This is a genomic window from Streptomyces sp. NPDC047525 (assembly GCF_040643025.1).
Taxonomy (GTDB): Bacteria; Actinomycetota; Actinomycetes; order Streptomycetales; family Streptomycetaceae; genus Streptomyces; species Streptomyces durmitorensis.
On record NZ_JBEYTL010000012.1, the window covers coordinates 112,083 to 126,090 of the forward strand.

Consider the following 14,008-nt stretch of genomic DNA (forward strand, 5'->3'; position numbering starts at 1 on the left):
GTTCTTCGTGGTCGCGGTGTTCTGCGTGCCAAGGGGGAGGCTCCCGGCAGAAGAACGCCCCGCACCTGTCGGGTGCGGGGCCAGTGGTGGGCACTCAGCGGAGGGGCGGCAACGCCCTTCCTGCGTGATCGATGACGTTGCCGTTGGAGCAGTTGTTCTTGTGGTCGCCCACCCAGTCGCCGAGTACCGGCACGACGGCGACCTCTTGCAGGCACACGGCCGCTGCGGTGAAGTTCCAGTTGTTCGCGGCGTTCACGCTTTCGCCGAAGTTGCTGTCGTTGTCGGCGTGGGCGGGAGCGGCCAGGGCGATGGTGCCGAGGGCGAGTCCGGCGATAGTGACGATCTTCTTCATGGGCTGACAACGAAGATCACGTAAGAGCGTCACCGTCGCTTGCGCGTTGTCCGTAGGAGCAGACCACTCGAAGCAAGGACTGCTTGTGTGGTCGAAGCCCCAGGGCACGATTGCCGTGGCCTGGGGCTTCTGCTTTGTGTGGGTGGGGTTGGCTACTTCGGGTCGCGGTTGAAGACTGCTTTTGACCAGTAGTAGCCGAGGGCAGAGAGCGCCAGGCTCCAAGCGAGCGTGAGCCAGCCGTTGTTGCCGATCTCGGTGCCCAGGAGCAGGCCGCGCAGGGTTTCGATGGCCGGGGTGAAGGGCTGGTACTCGGCGATCGGTTGGAACCAGCCCGGCATGGCGTCGACCGGGACGAAGGCGCTGGAGAAGAGCGGCAGCAGGATCAGCGGCATCGCGTTGTTGCTGGCCGCCTCGGCGTTCGGGCTGACCAGGCCCATGCCGACCGCGATCCAGGTGAGCGCCGTGGCGAAGAGCACGAGCAGGGCGAATGCCGCCAGCCACTCCAGGACCGTGGCGTCCGTCGAGCGGAAGCCGATGGCCACGCCTACCGCGCCCACCAGGACCACGCTGGCGATCGACTGCAGGACGCTGCCGATCACATGCCCGATGATCACCGAGCCTCGGTGGATCGCCATCGTGCGGAAGCGGGCGATGATGCCCTCGGTCATGTCCGTGGAGACGGAGACCGCGGTGCCGACCGTCGTGCCGCCGATGGTCATCAGCAGGATGCCGGGGACGATGTAGGCGATGTAGTCGGAGCGGTCCGCGCCGCCGATGCCCGCGCTCATCACGTCGCCGAAGAGGTAGACGAAGAGCAGGAGCAGCATGATCGGTGTGAGCAGGATGTTCAGGGTGAGCGACGGGTAGCGCCTTGCGTGCAGGAGGTTGCGGCGCAGCATCGTGGACGAGTCGCGGACCGTGAGGGCGAGGGAGCTCATCGGACGGTCTCCTTGGTCTTGTTGGGGGTGTTGGTCGGGCCCGTCAGGGCGAAGAAGACGTCGTCCAGGTCGGGGGTGTGCACCGTTAGTTGGTCCGCCTCGATGCCTTCCGAGTCCAGCCAGTCGAGGATGCCGCGCAGTTCGCGCTGGGTGCCGTCGCTGGGGATCTGCAGGGACAGGGCCTCGTCGTCCCTGGTGACCTCGCGCAGGGCCGATGCGGCTGACTGGTACGCCGCCGGGTCGGTGAAGCGGAGCCTGATGTGTCCGCCCGGGATCAGGCGCTTCAGTTCTTCCGCTGTTCCTTCCGCTGCGATCTTGCCGTCGTTCAACACCGCGATGCGGTCGGCCAGTTCGTCTGCCTCGTCCAGGTACTGCGTGGTGAGGAAGACCGTGACGCCGTCGGAGACCAGTTCGCGGATGATGCCCCACATGTTGTGGCGGCTGCGGGGGTCCAGGCCGGTGGTCGGCTCGTCGAGGAAGATGATCCGCGGGTTGCCGACCAGTGTCATGGCGATGTCCAGGCGGCGCTTCATGCCGCCGGAGTAGGTGGATGCGGGCTTCCTCGCCGCCTCGGTGAGGTCGAAGCGCTCCAGCAACTCGGCTGCTACCCGCCGCCCTTCGCGCTTGGAGAGGTGGTGCAGGTCCGCCATGAGGAGCATGTTCTCCTCGCCGGTGATCAGTCCGTCGACCGCGGAGAACTGGCCGGTGACGCCGATCGCGGCGCGGACTCCGTCCGGGGAGGCGGCGACGTCGTGGCCCGCCACCTGGGCCTGGCCGCCGTCTGCCCTGATGAGGGTGGAGAGGATCTTCACAGCGGTGGTCTTGCCCGCGCCGTTCGGGCCGAGCAGGGCGAACACGGAGCCGGCCGGGATGCGTAGGTCGATCCCGTCGAGGACGAGCTTGTCGCCGTACGACTTGCGCAGGGCGACGGCGGAGACGGCCGCGGAGATGGCTGCGGGCGACGGGTGACCATCACCTTGACTGGACGTGGGCATGACAGATGAAGGCATGGGGTCCTCCCGGTCGAGGGTCGGAACACAGTGGCTGGGGTGTGGGTGGCGCTGGTAGGGGTGGAGCTAGTGGGGGTGGGGCTCGTGTGGTGTGGCTCGTGTGGTGCGCGGTGACTGGAGTTGAGTGGAGCGGTGGTGCTCAGGCGCGGGCTCGGCGGATGTCGATGTTGCCCCAGCGGGTCCGGGCGCGGACCTCGACGGTGTCCCCGGTCTTCTCCGGGCTCTCGGACGAGGTGAGCGTGTTGCGCACCTGCCCGCGGCCGGAGCTGACGTCGAGCCAGGCGGCCGTGCCCTCGCGGATGCCGATGTCGATGGCTCCGTAGCTCGTCTCCAACTGCACTGTCCCGCGGGCGACTTCGGCCACCCGCAGGGTGCCGTGCGCGGTGGTGGCGGAGACCGAGCCCTCGGCGCGCTCGATGCTGATGTCGCCGTTCGCGCCGCTCACCCGCAGGTCGCCGGAGGCGGTGCCGACGTTCGTGGAGCCGTGCGAGTTCTTCAGGACGGCGGTGCCGTCGACGGTGCCGACGCGCAGGCTGCCGGAGCTGGTGGTGATCTCGGCGGGGCCCTCCACGCGGTCGACGGTGATCGAGCCGTGGGATGCGGTCAGGTTCAGCGGGCCGGTCGTGTCGAGGCGGACGTCGCCGGACGAGGTCTTCACGCGGACCTCGCCGAGCCGGCCCTCGCCGAGCACCTGGGTCCACGCGCCGGTCAGTTCGACGCCCGAGTCCGTGGGCAGTTCGACGGTCACGTCGACGGTGCCGGTGGGGCCGACGAGGTAGCGCTGCTTGGGCGTCTTGATGTGCAGCCTGCCGCCCGAGTAGGTGACTTCGGTCTGCTCGGCGGCCCGCACGTCCTGGCGCTTCTTCGGGTCTCGGGGGGCCACGTCCACGACGGTGTCGGCGCGGTCGGCCGCGGCGAACTGGATGGACCCCGCGTCCACCTGGGCGTTGACCGAGATCGGCTGGGGAGTGTCGAAAGAAGGCATGGCTGTCCCGTCCTCTTGGGTCCTCTTGAGTGTTCTTGGCGTCCCCGCGGGTGTGGTGTGGTGTGAAGCGGGGCTGGGCTGGGCTGGGCTGGGCTGGGCTGGGCTGGTCTGGGCTGGGCTGGGCTGGTACGAGGGTTGGTCAGCTCGGGTCAGCTCACCCAGCCCGTGAAGCTCTGGCCGAGGGACCTGGTCTTCGCGGGGGTGCGGGGGCTGGTGGCGGCGCCGCCCGTGTCGACCGCGGCCGACACGGCACGGATCAGCCACGCGTTGACCGACAGGCCCTCGCGGCTCGCGGCCTCCTCGGCGCGGGCCTTGAGGTGGGCCGGCAGGCGGAGGTTGACGCGGGCGGTGCCGCCTTCGTCGCTGTCGGCCGGGGCCGGTCCGGGCGCAGGGGCAGCTTGCGCCTGTGCCGGTGCGTCGAGCGGTTCCGTCTGGTCCTCGTGCTGCGGCAGCACCACCACGAAGTCGGGGTCGAGGCCACGCAGTCGTACGTCGACCGAACCGGGGGCCAGCTCGCGGGTGATCTCGTCCATCGCGGCAGAGAGCACGTTGAGCATGGTCAGACGGGTCGCCGACTCCAGCGGGGCGGTCAGCCGCTCGGCCAGCTCGCGGGCGTCTTCGCCGCCGGCTTCGGCGGCCACCGCGAGTTCGCGGCGGAGGTTGTCGACATACGGCGTGAGGTCCATGACGCCATCATGGCACCACTGTGGCGCCACCCGCAAGCCTCGATGGTGTTGTGTGGGGGGTCGAGTGCGGGTGGGCCGCTCTGACCTGCGGAAATGTGGGGAGATTGGCCCGGGGTGGTGTGGCGCCTCGCGTGTTCGCGTGCTTCCTGGCGTGTGGGACGGCGCCACGTGGCACCGTGTGGCGCCATTTGGCGCCGGATGGCGTCAGCCTGCGCCATGCAGTGCCATGCAGTGCCACGTAGTGCCATGTGGTGCGGCGAGGGGTGGTCGTCTGCTCTCGGTGCCTGCCTGGCCCCGGGCATCGCCGTGGCCGAGCCCGGGGCCGTTCGTGCGCCCCCCCGGCCGCACGGACGGACGCGGGTCCGGCCACGGGGCTCAGTGTGGACCTCGGGTCGACCTGATTGGAAGATCTTTCTAGAAAGTTGTACTGCTGTTGCTCGGCGAGAGTGATCGTTCGTGGGTCTGGGCCGGTGTGCGTGCGGGCCCTTCAGCGCGCGTATGAGCCGAGGCCGACCAGGCAGTAGACGTACTCGTTGATGGTCGAGCCGTTGAGGGTGTAGCGGTACGAGAAGGCGTACTGCGTCTTGGGGTTGTCGTCGCAGCGGCTCATGTCCGACGTCATGGGGATCGTCTGGATCACCTCGTAGTGGGCGTCGGACGCCGAGCAGGCCACCTCTTCCACGTCGTCGACCTCCTGCGCGGTCGTGGAGTCCGGCAGCGTGCCGTTGAGGCAGGTGCCCGACCGGAAGGGGGTGGGGGCCTCGCTGGTGGGGGTGGCCACGGGGTCGGTTCCGGTGTCGTACGGATCGTCGGCGGGCACGTCGTCGGTGTACGGGGAGTCCGTGGACGGGGTGTCCGTGTAGGGGTCGCTCGTGTACGGGGTGCTGGTGGACGGGTCGTACGATCCCTGGCTCGTCGAGGAGCTCGGAGAGGCGCTGTCGCTGTCGTCGTCCCCCTGGTTCAGGAGCAGGATGACGACGAGTACGGCGCCGACGGCGCCTAGTGCCGCCAGGCAGCCGCGGGCGGTGGAGCCGGGCGGTGAGTTGGGTGGCGAGCCGGGTGTGGAGCCGCGTGTGGTGCCAGGGCGCGGCGTCGGAGATATGGGTTCAGACACGGGGTCAGTATGATTCAGCGGGCCGTTTGGGTGGAGTGTTTTTCTAGAAAAGCGCTCTAGAAGTGGTGTGCTCTACGCTGGTGACACCATGAGCCCCAAGCAACAGCGCGGTGAAGAGACCGCCGACCGACTCCTGGATGCCGCGCTCCAGGTCTACGCCGAGTCCGGAGAGCAGGGCGTCACCGTCGGCGCGCTCACCAAGACCAGCGGTGTCAGCCTCGGGAGTCTCTACCACCACTTCGGCAGCGTCGACGGCCTCATGAACGCTTTGCTGCTGCGCTGGCTCGGCCGGCTCCTCGCCGAGCTGTCCGCGTCCGTGGAGCGGTCCCGTACGGCGCGGACCGGTATCCGCTCCCTCGTGCGGGCCTACCTGAAGTTCATCCAGGAGAACCCGGACGCCGCGCGGCTCCTGCACTCCTCGTACGCCGACCGGCTCGGGATGGCTCAGGCCAGGCAGCTCCGTGACGCGCAGGAGGCCAGGCTGTCCCCGATGACCGCCTGGATGCAGCGGCACGTGGATTCGGGTGAGGTCGCTCCGCTGCCGATGCCCTTGATCGAGGGGCTGGTCCTGGGGCCCGTCGTCGCGACCGCGCGGCGCTGGCTCTCCGGTTTCGACGATGTCGATCTGGATCAGGCCGCCCGGGTTCTGCCGGAGCGGATTTGGCGTTCGCTCGTTCCTTGAGTGGGTGTGAGTGTGGGTGTGGGCGTGCGCGTGGGTGCGGGGGAGTGCTTGAGGCGGTCAGTGGCGTAGTGCCTTGCCGATTTCTGCCTTCGGGGTGCCGGACAGGGATCGGTTGCTGCGGGCCGTGCCGGACTTCGACTTGGCCGGGTCCACGTCGCTGATGTTGAGGACGGCCGTGTCCAAGAGGTTGCCGTCGCTGTCGCGGAAATTGACGGAGACGGTGTAGTCCGCCTTCTTGTCCGTGCTGTTGGTGGCCGTGATCTTGGCCGCCGTCCGCTTGTCCTCGGACTTGGTCGGGCCGTCGACCTTTACGTCGGCCTTCGCGTCCACGCCGTCCTTCACCTCGGCCATCTTGGAGGCGGCGGCTTCCGTGGCGGACGAGACGGCTTCGCCCGCCTTTGCTGTCGCGGAGGCGGCCCTGTCCTTGGCCTTGTCCACGTCGCTTTCGGAGCAGGCGGTGGTGCTGAGGGCCAGGAGGGCGGTGGCGGCTGCGGCTGTGACCAGGCGGGTGGCGTGGGCCCGGGAGTGGGTCCGGGCGTGGGCGCGGGTGCGGGTGCGGTTCATGCGGACCACCTTCGGGGTGGTGGGGAGTGGGCGCGAGGTGGGGGCGCCGTATGGGTGTGCGCCTGGTGCCGGGTGCGGGGGTCCGCCGGTGGAGGGTGCGGGGCCGCGCCGGTATGTCCGTCCTCGCCATCGTCCGGTGGCCGTACGGCTTCTTCGGCGAGGGAGTGCCGCGAACCGTGCTCCGGGCGGACATACCGGCACGTCCCCTCGCGAGCGCTGCCGACCGCGGGTGTGTGTGGGGCGCGATCCGACTGGGATACGTCGTTGCCCCGGGAGGTTGGTGCGAGGATGCCGCGATGAGTGATGCCTCTTACGTTCGTTACGAGTCGCCCGTGCGCCATCCGCGAGGGCACTTTCCCGGAGTCTTCGTCCTCGTCAACGGGCTTGCCAGGGAAGGCAAGCTGACGCCGGAGCAGGAGCGGTTCCGGCGGGCCAACAACGACTGGTACGACGCCGCGTATCCGATCCCGTCGAAGGTTGACCCCACCGTCTACGACCAGGACGTCACGCCCTGCGCCGTGGCCTGGTTCAAGGCCACCGCCACCCATCTCATCGAGCGCGTCCCCGGCTATCTGGAGATTCTTGACGCCCACGGGATCGAGTGCCGGGTGGTGCGGTCCTCGGATCCCGGGCGGATCGTCTATGAGGACGACTTCCAGGTCGTGGTCGTGCCTCACGAGGGGTAGGGCGGCGTCCTCGGGGGCGGGCCGAGGAGTTATGAGGATCCTGTCAGGCCGCTGTCCGGATTCCGTTTGGCCCGGCCCGCCCCGCTTATGCTCCAGACCATGTGCGCTTTTGTCCTGGTCGCGGAGGATGACGAGAAACAGGCCGAGCTGGTCCGCCGCTATCTGGAGCGCGAGGGCCACACGGTCGCCGTCGTCCACGACGGGCGCGCCGCGATCGACGAGGTGCGGCGCAGGCCGCCGGACCTGCTCGTGCTCGACGTGATGATGCCGCGGGTCGACGGGCTCGGCGTCACGCGCGTCCTGCGGGGCGGGAACGGGGGCGGGAGCGGCTCCGTCGTCGGGATTCCGATTCTGATGCTGACCGCCCGCACGACCGAGGACGATCTGCTGCTCGGGCTCGATCTCGGGGCCGACGACTATCTGACGAAGCCGTACAGCCCGCGCGAGCTGATGGCCCGCGTCCGTACGCTGCTGCGGCGCTCCCAGGGCACGCACCATCCGGTCGTCGAGGGCGCCGAAGCCGTGCCGCGTGTGCTGCGGGTCGGCGGGCTCTCCGTCGATCCCGTACGGCATGAGGTGACCGTCGACGGGCGGCTCGTCGAGTGCACGCCGGGGGAGTTCGAGCTGCTCGCCGCGCTGGCCGCTGAGCCGGAGCGGGTGTTCACACGGCCCCAGCTGCTCGATCGTATCCACGGGTCGTCCGGGTACATATCCGTGCGCACCGTCGACGTGCACATCCTGAATCTGCGCAAGAAGATCGAGGTCGATCCGCGCAGGCCCCGGCATCTCGTGACCGTCTTCGGCGTCGGGTACAAGCTGACCGGCGCGGCCGTCGGGGCGGCGCGCCATGGCGCGTGACATACCGTTCCGCAAGAGCCTGCTGCCCCGGCTGCTCGCCGTCTCCGTGCTCGTCTCCCTGGTCTCGATCGCCGCCACCGCCTGGCTTGCCGCCCAGACCACGTCCGGCGCGATCCGGCAGGAACAGGGACAGGTGCTCGCCGACGACGCCCGTGTCTACGACGAACTGCTCGGCCTCGCGGCCGGTGCGCCCGGGTGGCAGGGTGCCGAGAAGACCGTGCGGGAGCTGGCCCGGCAGACCGGGCGGCGCATCACACTGACCACGCAGGACCGTGTCGTCATCGCCGACTCGCGAGGCAAGGGCGGCAAGGTCGGCAAGGGGTCTTCCGGTGACGAGCTGCCGTCCAAGGCATCGGCCGTCGTCGATCCGCTGGCCGTCGACGGGGCGTTGACCGCCGGTGCGGGGAGCGCGGACGCGGAGGCCGGGGGCCAGGACCGCATCGATCCGCGTGCGGTCGGGCCCTTCCGGCTGCCGGGGACGGAGCGTAAAGAGCTGGGGAAGGTGGCCGGGAGCATCGTGGGCTGCATGCAGGATCTCGGGGTCTCCGCCCGGGTCGTCCAGGGACCCAGCGGGCGTCCGCGCGTCGAGGCCCCCAACGATCCGTCCCAGGTCCTCGACTCCAGCTGCCATGACTACCGGCTCGACATGCCCACCCGTACCGAGAGCAAGGCGCTCGACCGGCTCAACGAGCTCACCAACGCGTGCCTGCGCCGCGGGGACGCCCCGCCCGTCAAGGTCGGGCTCGATCTGACGTGGTGGCAGTCCCTGGGCGTGTTCGACCGTGATTCCGGGCGCTACATCCCCACGGACGCGGAGACGGCGACGGAGAGGCCTGTGGAGGCGGGCGGTGGCCAGGTCGGACCGGAGCCGAGCGTTCCGACCAAGGAGCCCGGCACGCCCACGAGCACCCCTTCGGCATCGCCGTACGTCCCTGAACCGACGGGCGGTGTCAGCCGCGTCGGCAACGAGTACGACACCAAGACCGCAGCCTGCGTGGGCAGCGCCCGGCGCGAGCAGCTCGGGCTGTACGTCTCCGAGCCCGCGCTCCTCTTCGTCACCAGCTCCGACGGTTCGCGCACCGCGGTGGCCCGTGCGGTCGAGAGCTCGCGGTTCAGCCTCTCGGGGGCCAACACCACCCGGCTCGCGGGCCTCTCGGCGGGCATCCTCGCGGTGACGGTCGCCGTGACCGCCTTCGCCGCGACCCGGCTGACCCGACCGCTGCGGGCGCTGACCGCCGCGACCCAGCGGATGAAGACGGGCGAGGCCGCCGAACCCGTCACGGCGCGCTCGGCGGGATCGGCGGGGGAGATCCGCCAGCTCGCCGACGCCTTCAACGACATGGCCGCCCACCGCAAGGCACTTGAGGACCAGCGCCAGGCCATGGTGAGCGACGTCGCGCACGAGCTGCGTACGCCGCTCTCGAACATCCGTGGCTGGCTGGAGGCGGCCGAGGACGGCGTGGTCGCCACCGATCCCGAGCTCGTCACCTCGCTCCTCGAAGAGGCCCTGCTCCTCCAGCACATCGTCAATGACCTGCAGGATCTCGCCGCCGCCGACGCGGGCACGCTCCGGCTGCACCGCGAGCCCGTGCACGCGTCCGACGTCGTGGACCAGGTCGCGGCGGCGCACCAGGCCGGGGCCGAGGCGGCGGGCGTACGGCTGAGTGCGACGACGCTCGGCGACCCCTGTTTCACGGCCGACCCGCTCCGGCTCCGCCAGGCGATCGGCAACCTGGTCTCCAACGCGGTCCGGCACACCCCGGAGGGCGGCAGCGTCACGATCAGCTGCCGGGCCACGCTCGACGCGGTGGTGGTGGAGGTCGCCGACACCGGTACCGGCATCGATCCCGATGACCTGCCGCACGTCTTCGACCGCTTCTGGCGCGCGGACAAGTCACGTACGCGGGCGACCGGCGGCAGCGGGCTCGGCCTCGCGATCGTCCGTCAGCTGGTGGAGGGGCACGACGGGACGGTGACGGTACGGAGCACGCCGGGGGAGGGGGCGGTGTTCACGGTGCGGCTGCCGTCGGGATGACGGGCGCCGCGGGGTTACCGGGGGATACCACCGCGGGGCGTCATGGCGGGCCTCATCCGCGTGAGCGAATGGTGGGAGACCGGTGAGCACCTGGTGCCGGATTCCGGAGGCCGGCGCGTGTGGCCGGGGTCCGCGGGGAGGTGCTCGCCGCGTGGGTACGGTGACGCCGGCGCGGCTGCTCCGATTCCGCGAGCACCTCAACTTCCCCACCCCGTAAGGAAGTTGAGGGTGCATCGCAGAAACTGAGCGGGCCCGACCGCAACGGTGACACTCCCCCGAGTTACGCGCTTGGCGCGAGTACCGGCGGGGCCGGGCCCGATGTGTTGATTCCATCAGGGCCCGCCAACCGATCGCTAACATGTGGCCAACGGTTGGCGGGAGATGGCGTGGACGTGCGGTGCGACGGGTTGCGGTTCGGACTCCTGGGCGCGCCCGCCGTGTACGACGCCGACGGCGAGCCGCAGCCCGTGCAGAGCGCCAAGGGCCGGGCCCTGCTGGCCGCGCTGCTGCTCGAACCGGGCCGGGTGGTCTCCGTCGACGCCCTCAAGGACGCACTGTGGGGCGGCGCGCCGCCCGCGTCCGCGCACGCCTCGCTGCAGAACCACGTGACGCGGCTGCGCCGTCTCCTCGACGATCCGGAACGGCTGCGGGCGGTGCCTCCGGGGTACCGGCTGCGGGTGGCCGACGGCGAGTTGGACGTGCGGGTCTTCGAGCAGCTGGTCGCGCAGGCCCGCGCCGCGCACGCGGAACGTGACTGGGACGGCTGCGCGGACGCCGCGTCCGGCGCGCTCTCCCTGTGGCGCGGCACTCCGCTGGGCGGGCTGCCCGCGGACGCGGCGGGCCACGCGCTCGTACCGCGCCTCGAGGAGGCGCGGCTCCTCGCCCTCGAACTGCGCTACGACGCGGAGTTGGCCACCGGGGCCGGTGGCGGAGGGTTGGTGCCGGAGCTGGCGGAACTGGTCGCCGAGTACCCCTTGCGGGAGACCTTCCACCGGCAGCTGATGCTGGTGCTGCACCGCACGGGCCGCCAGGCGGAGGCACTCGCCGTCCACCGCGAGCTGCGGCGCAGGCTGGTGGACGAACTGGGAGTGGAACCGGGCGCCTCGGTGCGGGAGGCGCACCGGGAGGTGCTGCAGGAGCCTGCGGGGGCGGCTTTGGCGGGGCTTGATGGGGCGGCTGGGGCTGGGCTTGGCGGGGCGGCTGGGGCGGGGCTCGGTGGGGCCGCCGGTGCGGGGCTTGGCGGGGCGGCTGGAGCTGGGCTTGGCGGGGCCGCTGGGGTGGGGCTTGGTGTGGGCGCTGGGGCTGGCGTGGCGTCTGGGGCTGGGCTTGGTGTGGGCTCCGGGGCAGGGCTTGGCGTGGCGTCGGGGGTGGCAGGGTCTGGCGGGGTGGCCGGGGCCGGGCTTGATGTGGGCTCCGGGGCAGGGCTTGGCGTGGCGGCCGGGGCGGCAGGGTCTGGCGTGGCCGCCGGGGCAGGGGCTGGCGTGGCGTCCGGGGTTGGGCTCGGCGTGACCGCCGGGGCGGGGCGGGCTGCTCCGGAACTCGAAGTACCCGCCGGTCCGGTGTCCGAGGTCGGGGGTCCGGCCCGCCCGCCCGTGGGTCCGGGATCCGGCGTCTCCGTCGGCTCGGGGTCCGGCGTCTCCGTCGGTCTGGGGTCCGGCGTTCCCGTCGGCTCGGGATCCGGCGTTCCCGTCGGTCTGGGGTCCGGCGTCTCCGTCGGCTCGGGGTCCGGCGTTCCCGTCGGTCCGGGATCCGGCGTTCCCGTCGGTCTGGGGTCCGGCGTTCCTGTCGGGCCGGAGCCCGAAGCGCTACCCGCGCCAGGCCCCGACGCGGCCGTCGTCCCTGCACCGGCTCCCGCACCAGCCTCAGCCCTCGCACCAGCCTCCGCCCCCGCCTCCGTCCCCCCGTCCGCATCCACCCGCCCCGCTCAACTTCCCCCGTCCCCACCCCACTTCACGGGCCGCGAAGAAGTGGTGCGCTCCCTGGCGCCGCTCCTCACGGGGCAGGGCGGCAGCAGTGACGTGCTCGGCCGGGCGCCCGGCTCCGCTCCTCCCGTCGCCGTCCTGTCCGGCATGGCGGGCGTGGGGAAGAGCGCGCTCGCCCTGCACGTGGCGCACCGCCTGCGCGAGCACTTCCCCGACGGGCAGCTCTACGTCAATCTGCGCGGGGCCACCCCGGGCATGACACCCCTCACGCCCGACCAGGCCCTCGCCGCCCTGCTCCGGGACCTCGGGGTCGAGTCGAACCACAGCCCCGAACACCCGGACGCCGCAGCCGCGTTGCTCCGCTCGCTGCTCGCGCCCACCCGCACCCTGCTGGTCCTGGACGACGCGGCGACCGCCGCGCAAGTGCGTCCGCTGCTGCCCGCGGGCTCCGGCTGTGCGGTCATCGTCACCAGCCGTTCGCCGCTCACCGCGCTCGACGGCGCGGGACGTTTCCCGCTGGATCCGCTCTCCGAGGGGGACAGCGTCGCCCTGCTGCGCGCCGTCTCCGGGCGGGCGGGGCTCGACACCGGGCACCCTCTGGTCGAACTCGCGGGCCGCCTCCCGCTGGCCCTGCGCATCATCGCGGCCCGCCTCGCCGCCCGCCGCGCGCTCACCCCGGACGCCCTCGCCGAACTCCTCACCGTCAGCGGCGGGCGGCTGCATCACCTGGAGCACGACGACTTGAGCGTGCGGCGCTCGCTCGCCGTGGCCCTGGACGCCCTGCGCATGTCGGAGCGCGAGTCCGACCGGGACGCGGCCGCCGCCCTAGCTGTGATCGGGGCGCTGGACCTACCGGCGTACGGAGTCCCGCTCGTCGCAAGGCTGTTGGGCGTGGAGGAGTGGCGCGCGGGGGCCGCGCTCGACCGGCTCGTCGACGTCGCGCTCCTCGACGAGACGGCCTACGGCCGCTATGCCCCGCACGATCTCGTACGCGACTTCGCGAGGGAGACGGCTCACCAGAACGGCACGGGGGCGGCGGACGTCGTGGAATCGGCCCTCCAGTGGTACGCGGAGTCGGCGCGGCAGACAGTGATGGCGATCATGCCGGAGGGCTTGGACCGCGACGACCGGCTGCGGGGAGTCGACGACCGGCTGCCGCCCCGGCACACCGCCGACGGCTCCCCGGTCCCCGCCGTGCCGCCGATGTCCGCCGATGACGCCTTCGCCTGGGGCGACACGGAACTCACCAACGTCATCGCCCTCGCCGACCGCCACGGCCGCGAATCCGTCCTGCTGCCCGTGCTGGTCCGCTGCTTCTTCTCGTATCTCAAGCGCCGCGGCAGGCTCGGCGAGGCGGACCTCCTGAACCGTCTCGCGGTGACCGCGGCCCGTCGCTGGAGCGACCTCGCGGGCGAGGCGCAGGCCCTCACCGACCTCGCGGGCCTCAACTACGTGTCGGGGCGCAGTGGCGCGGCGCTCGCCCTGATCGACGAGGCCCTGGTCCTGTGGCGCGAGCTCGACTGCGTGTCGTTCGTGCACCGCGCCGTCCTCAACCGCAGCCTGCTCCTCGAAGCACTCGGCCGCTACGAGGAGTCGGCCGAGGCGCTGCGGCAGAGCCTGGAGCTTGCCAAGGCCCTGGACGATCCGCTGAGCGAGGCCTTCGCCCTCAGCCACCTCGGCAACATCTACGAGCACACCGACGCGCGCACCGCGATCGACCACCACAAGCGGAGCCTGGCGATCGGCGAGGCCCTCGCGCACGCAGGCGTCCGCCAGGAGGCCCACTGCGACATCGGCCGCGCCTACCTCCTCCTCGGCCAACCGGACATGGCGCTCACGCACTTCGAGGAGAGCCTGCGCATCCACGGCGAGGCCGAGGACTGGCACAACGAGTCCAAGGTGCGCCTCGGCATGGTCCGCGCCCTGCGCGAGGTGTCCCGGACGCAGGACGCGGCGCGCGAGTGCGCCGACCTCCTGGAGCGTGCGGAGCAGCGGGCCGACGCCCACATGGCGGGTCTGGCCCGGCACCAGAGCGGACTCCTGCTGTACGCGGAGGGGCGGGCCGAAGAGGCGTACGCGCACTGGAGGGCGGCGCTCGAGGCGCTCGACGGCACGGACAGCAGCGAGGTCGTCGGCGAGCTGAAGGACTTGCTGGCGGGCGTGCGGGCGGTCTGAG

General features: G+C 71.4%; 12 protein-coding genes. 5 read left to right on the forward strand and 7 right to left on the reverse strand.

The features are described 5' to 3' along the window. Positions 1–94: 94 nt before the first annotated feature. The 6 genes from ABZ833_RS30880 to ABZ833_RS30905 form a co-directional block, all read right to left on the reverse strand. A complete protein-coding gene (locus tag ABZ833_RS30880; RefSeq protein WP_361053251.1) occupies positions 95–352 on the reverse strand; it encodes a hypothetical protein in 258 nt (85 codons plus the stop codon). Between the two features lie 152 nt (positions 353–504). Continuing rightward, positions 505–1,290, reverse strand: coding sequence for an ABC transporter permease (locus ABZ833_RS30885; RefSeq protein ID WP_361053253.1), 786 nt, complete (start codon positions 1,288–1,290; stop codon positions 505–507). Next, positions 1,287–2,285: an ATP-binding cassette domain-containing protein gene (locus ABZ833_RS30890; protein ID WP_361053508.1), complete on the reverse strand. Its 999-nt coding sequence runs from the start codon at positions 2,283–2,285 to the stop codon at positions 1,287–1,289. The genes ABZ833_RS30885 and ABZ833_RS30890 overlap by 4 nt, the downstream gene beginning before the upstream one ends. 154 nt (positions 2,286–2,439) lie before the next feature. Next, complete coding sequence (locus ABZ833_RS30895; RefSeq protein ID WP_361053255.1) at positions 2,440–3,285, reverse strand: DUF4097 family beta strand repeat-containing protein; 846 nt, start codon at positions 3,283–3,285, stop codon at positions 2,440–2,442. A 149-nt stretch (positions 3,286–3,434) separates the two neighbouring features. Then, positions 3,435–3,971, reverse strand: a complete 537-nt coding sequence (locus tag ABZ833_RS30900; protein ID WP_361053258.1) for a toxin-antitoxin system HicB family antitoxin — start codon at positions 3,969–3,971, stop codon at positions 3,435–3,437. A gap of 487 nt (positions 3,972–4,458) precedes the next feature. Continuing rightward, the gene (locus tag ABZ833_RS30905) at positions 4,459–5,085 is read right to left on the reverse strand and encodes a hypothetical protein (protein WP_361053261.1); all 627 of its coding nucleotides are present in this window, start codon (positions 5,083–5,085) and stop codon (positions 4,459–4,461) included. Positions 5,086–5,173: 88 nt separating this feature from the next. Between ABZ833_RS30905 and ABZ833_RS30910 the strand changes: the two genes are divergently transcribed. After that, positions 5,174–5,767, forward strand: a complete 594-nt coding sequence (locus tag ABZ833_RS30910) for a TetR/AcrR family transcriptional regulator (protein ID WP_361053264.1) — start codon at positions 5,174–5,176, stop codon at positions 5,765–5,767. Between the two features lie 57 nt (positions 5,768–5,824). Here the strand turns inward: ABZ833_RS30910 and ABZ833_RS30915 are convergent, their stop codons facing one another. Beyond that, positions 5,825–6,331, reverse strand: coding sequence for an FxLYD domain-containing protein (locus ABZ833_RS30915; RefSeq protein WP_361053267.1), 507 nt, complete (start codon positions 6,329–6,331; stop codon positions 5,825–5,827). 296 nt (positions 6,332–6,627) lie between these two features. Here ABZ833_RS30915 and ABZ833_RS30920 point away from each other — a divergent pair, with 296 nt between their 5' ends. From ABZ833_RS30920 to ABZ833_RS30935, 4 genes are all read left to right on the forward strand, one after another. Continuing rightward, the gene (locus ABZ833_RS30920) at positions 6,628–7,017 is read left to right on the forward strand and encodes a hypothetical protein (protein ID WP_361053270.1); all 390 of its coding nucleotides are present in this window, start codon (positions 6,628–6,630) and stop codon (positions 7,015–7,017) included. Between the two features lie 99 nt (positions 7,018–7,116). Continuing rightward, the gene (locus ABZ833_RS30925; protein ID WP_361053273.1) at positions 7,117–7,875 is read left to right on the forward strand and encodes a response regulator transcription factor; all 759 of its coding nucleotides are present in this window, start codon (positions 7,117–7,119) and stop codon (positions 7,873–7,875) included. Further along, on the forward strand, positions 7,865–9,910 hold the full coding sequence (locus ABZ833_RS30930) for a HAMP domain-containing sensor histidine kinase (protein WP_361053276.1): 2,046 nt from the start codon (positions 7,865–7,867) through the stop codon (positions 9,908–9,910). Before ABZ833_RS30925 ends, ABZ833_RS30930 begins: the two co-directional genes overlap by 11 nt. A gap of 392 nt (positions 9,911–10,302) precedes the next feature. Continuing rightward, on the forward strand, positions 10,303–14,007 hold the full coding sequence (locus tag ABZ833_RS30935; protein WP_361053511.1) for a BTAD domain-containing putative transcriptional regulator: 3,705 nt from the start codon (positions 10,303–10,305) through the stop codon (positions 14,005–14,007). Position 14,008 lies beyond the last annotated feature (1 nt).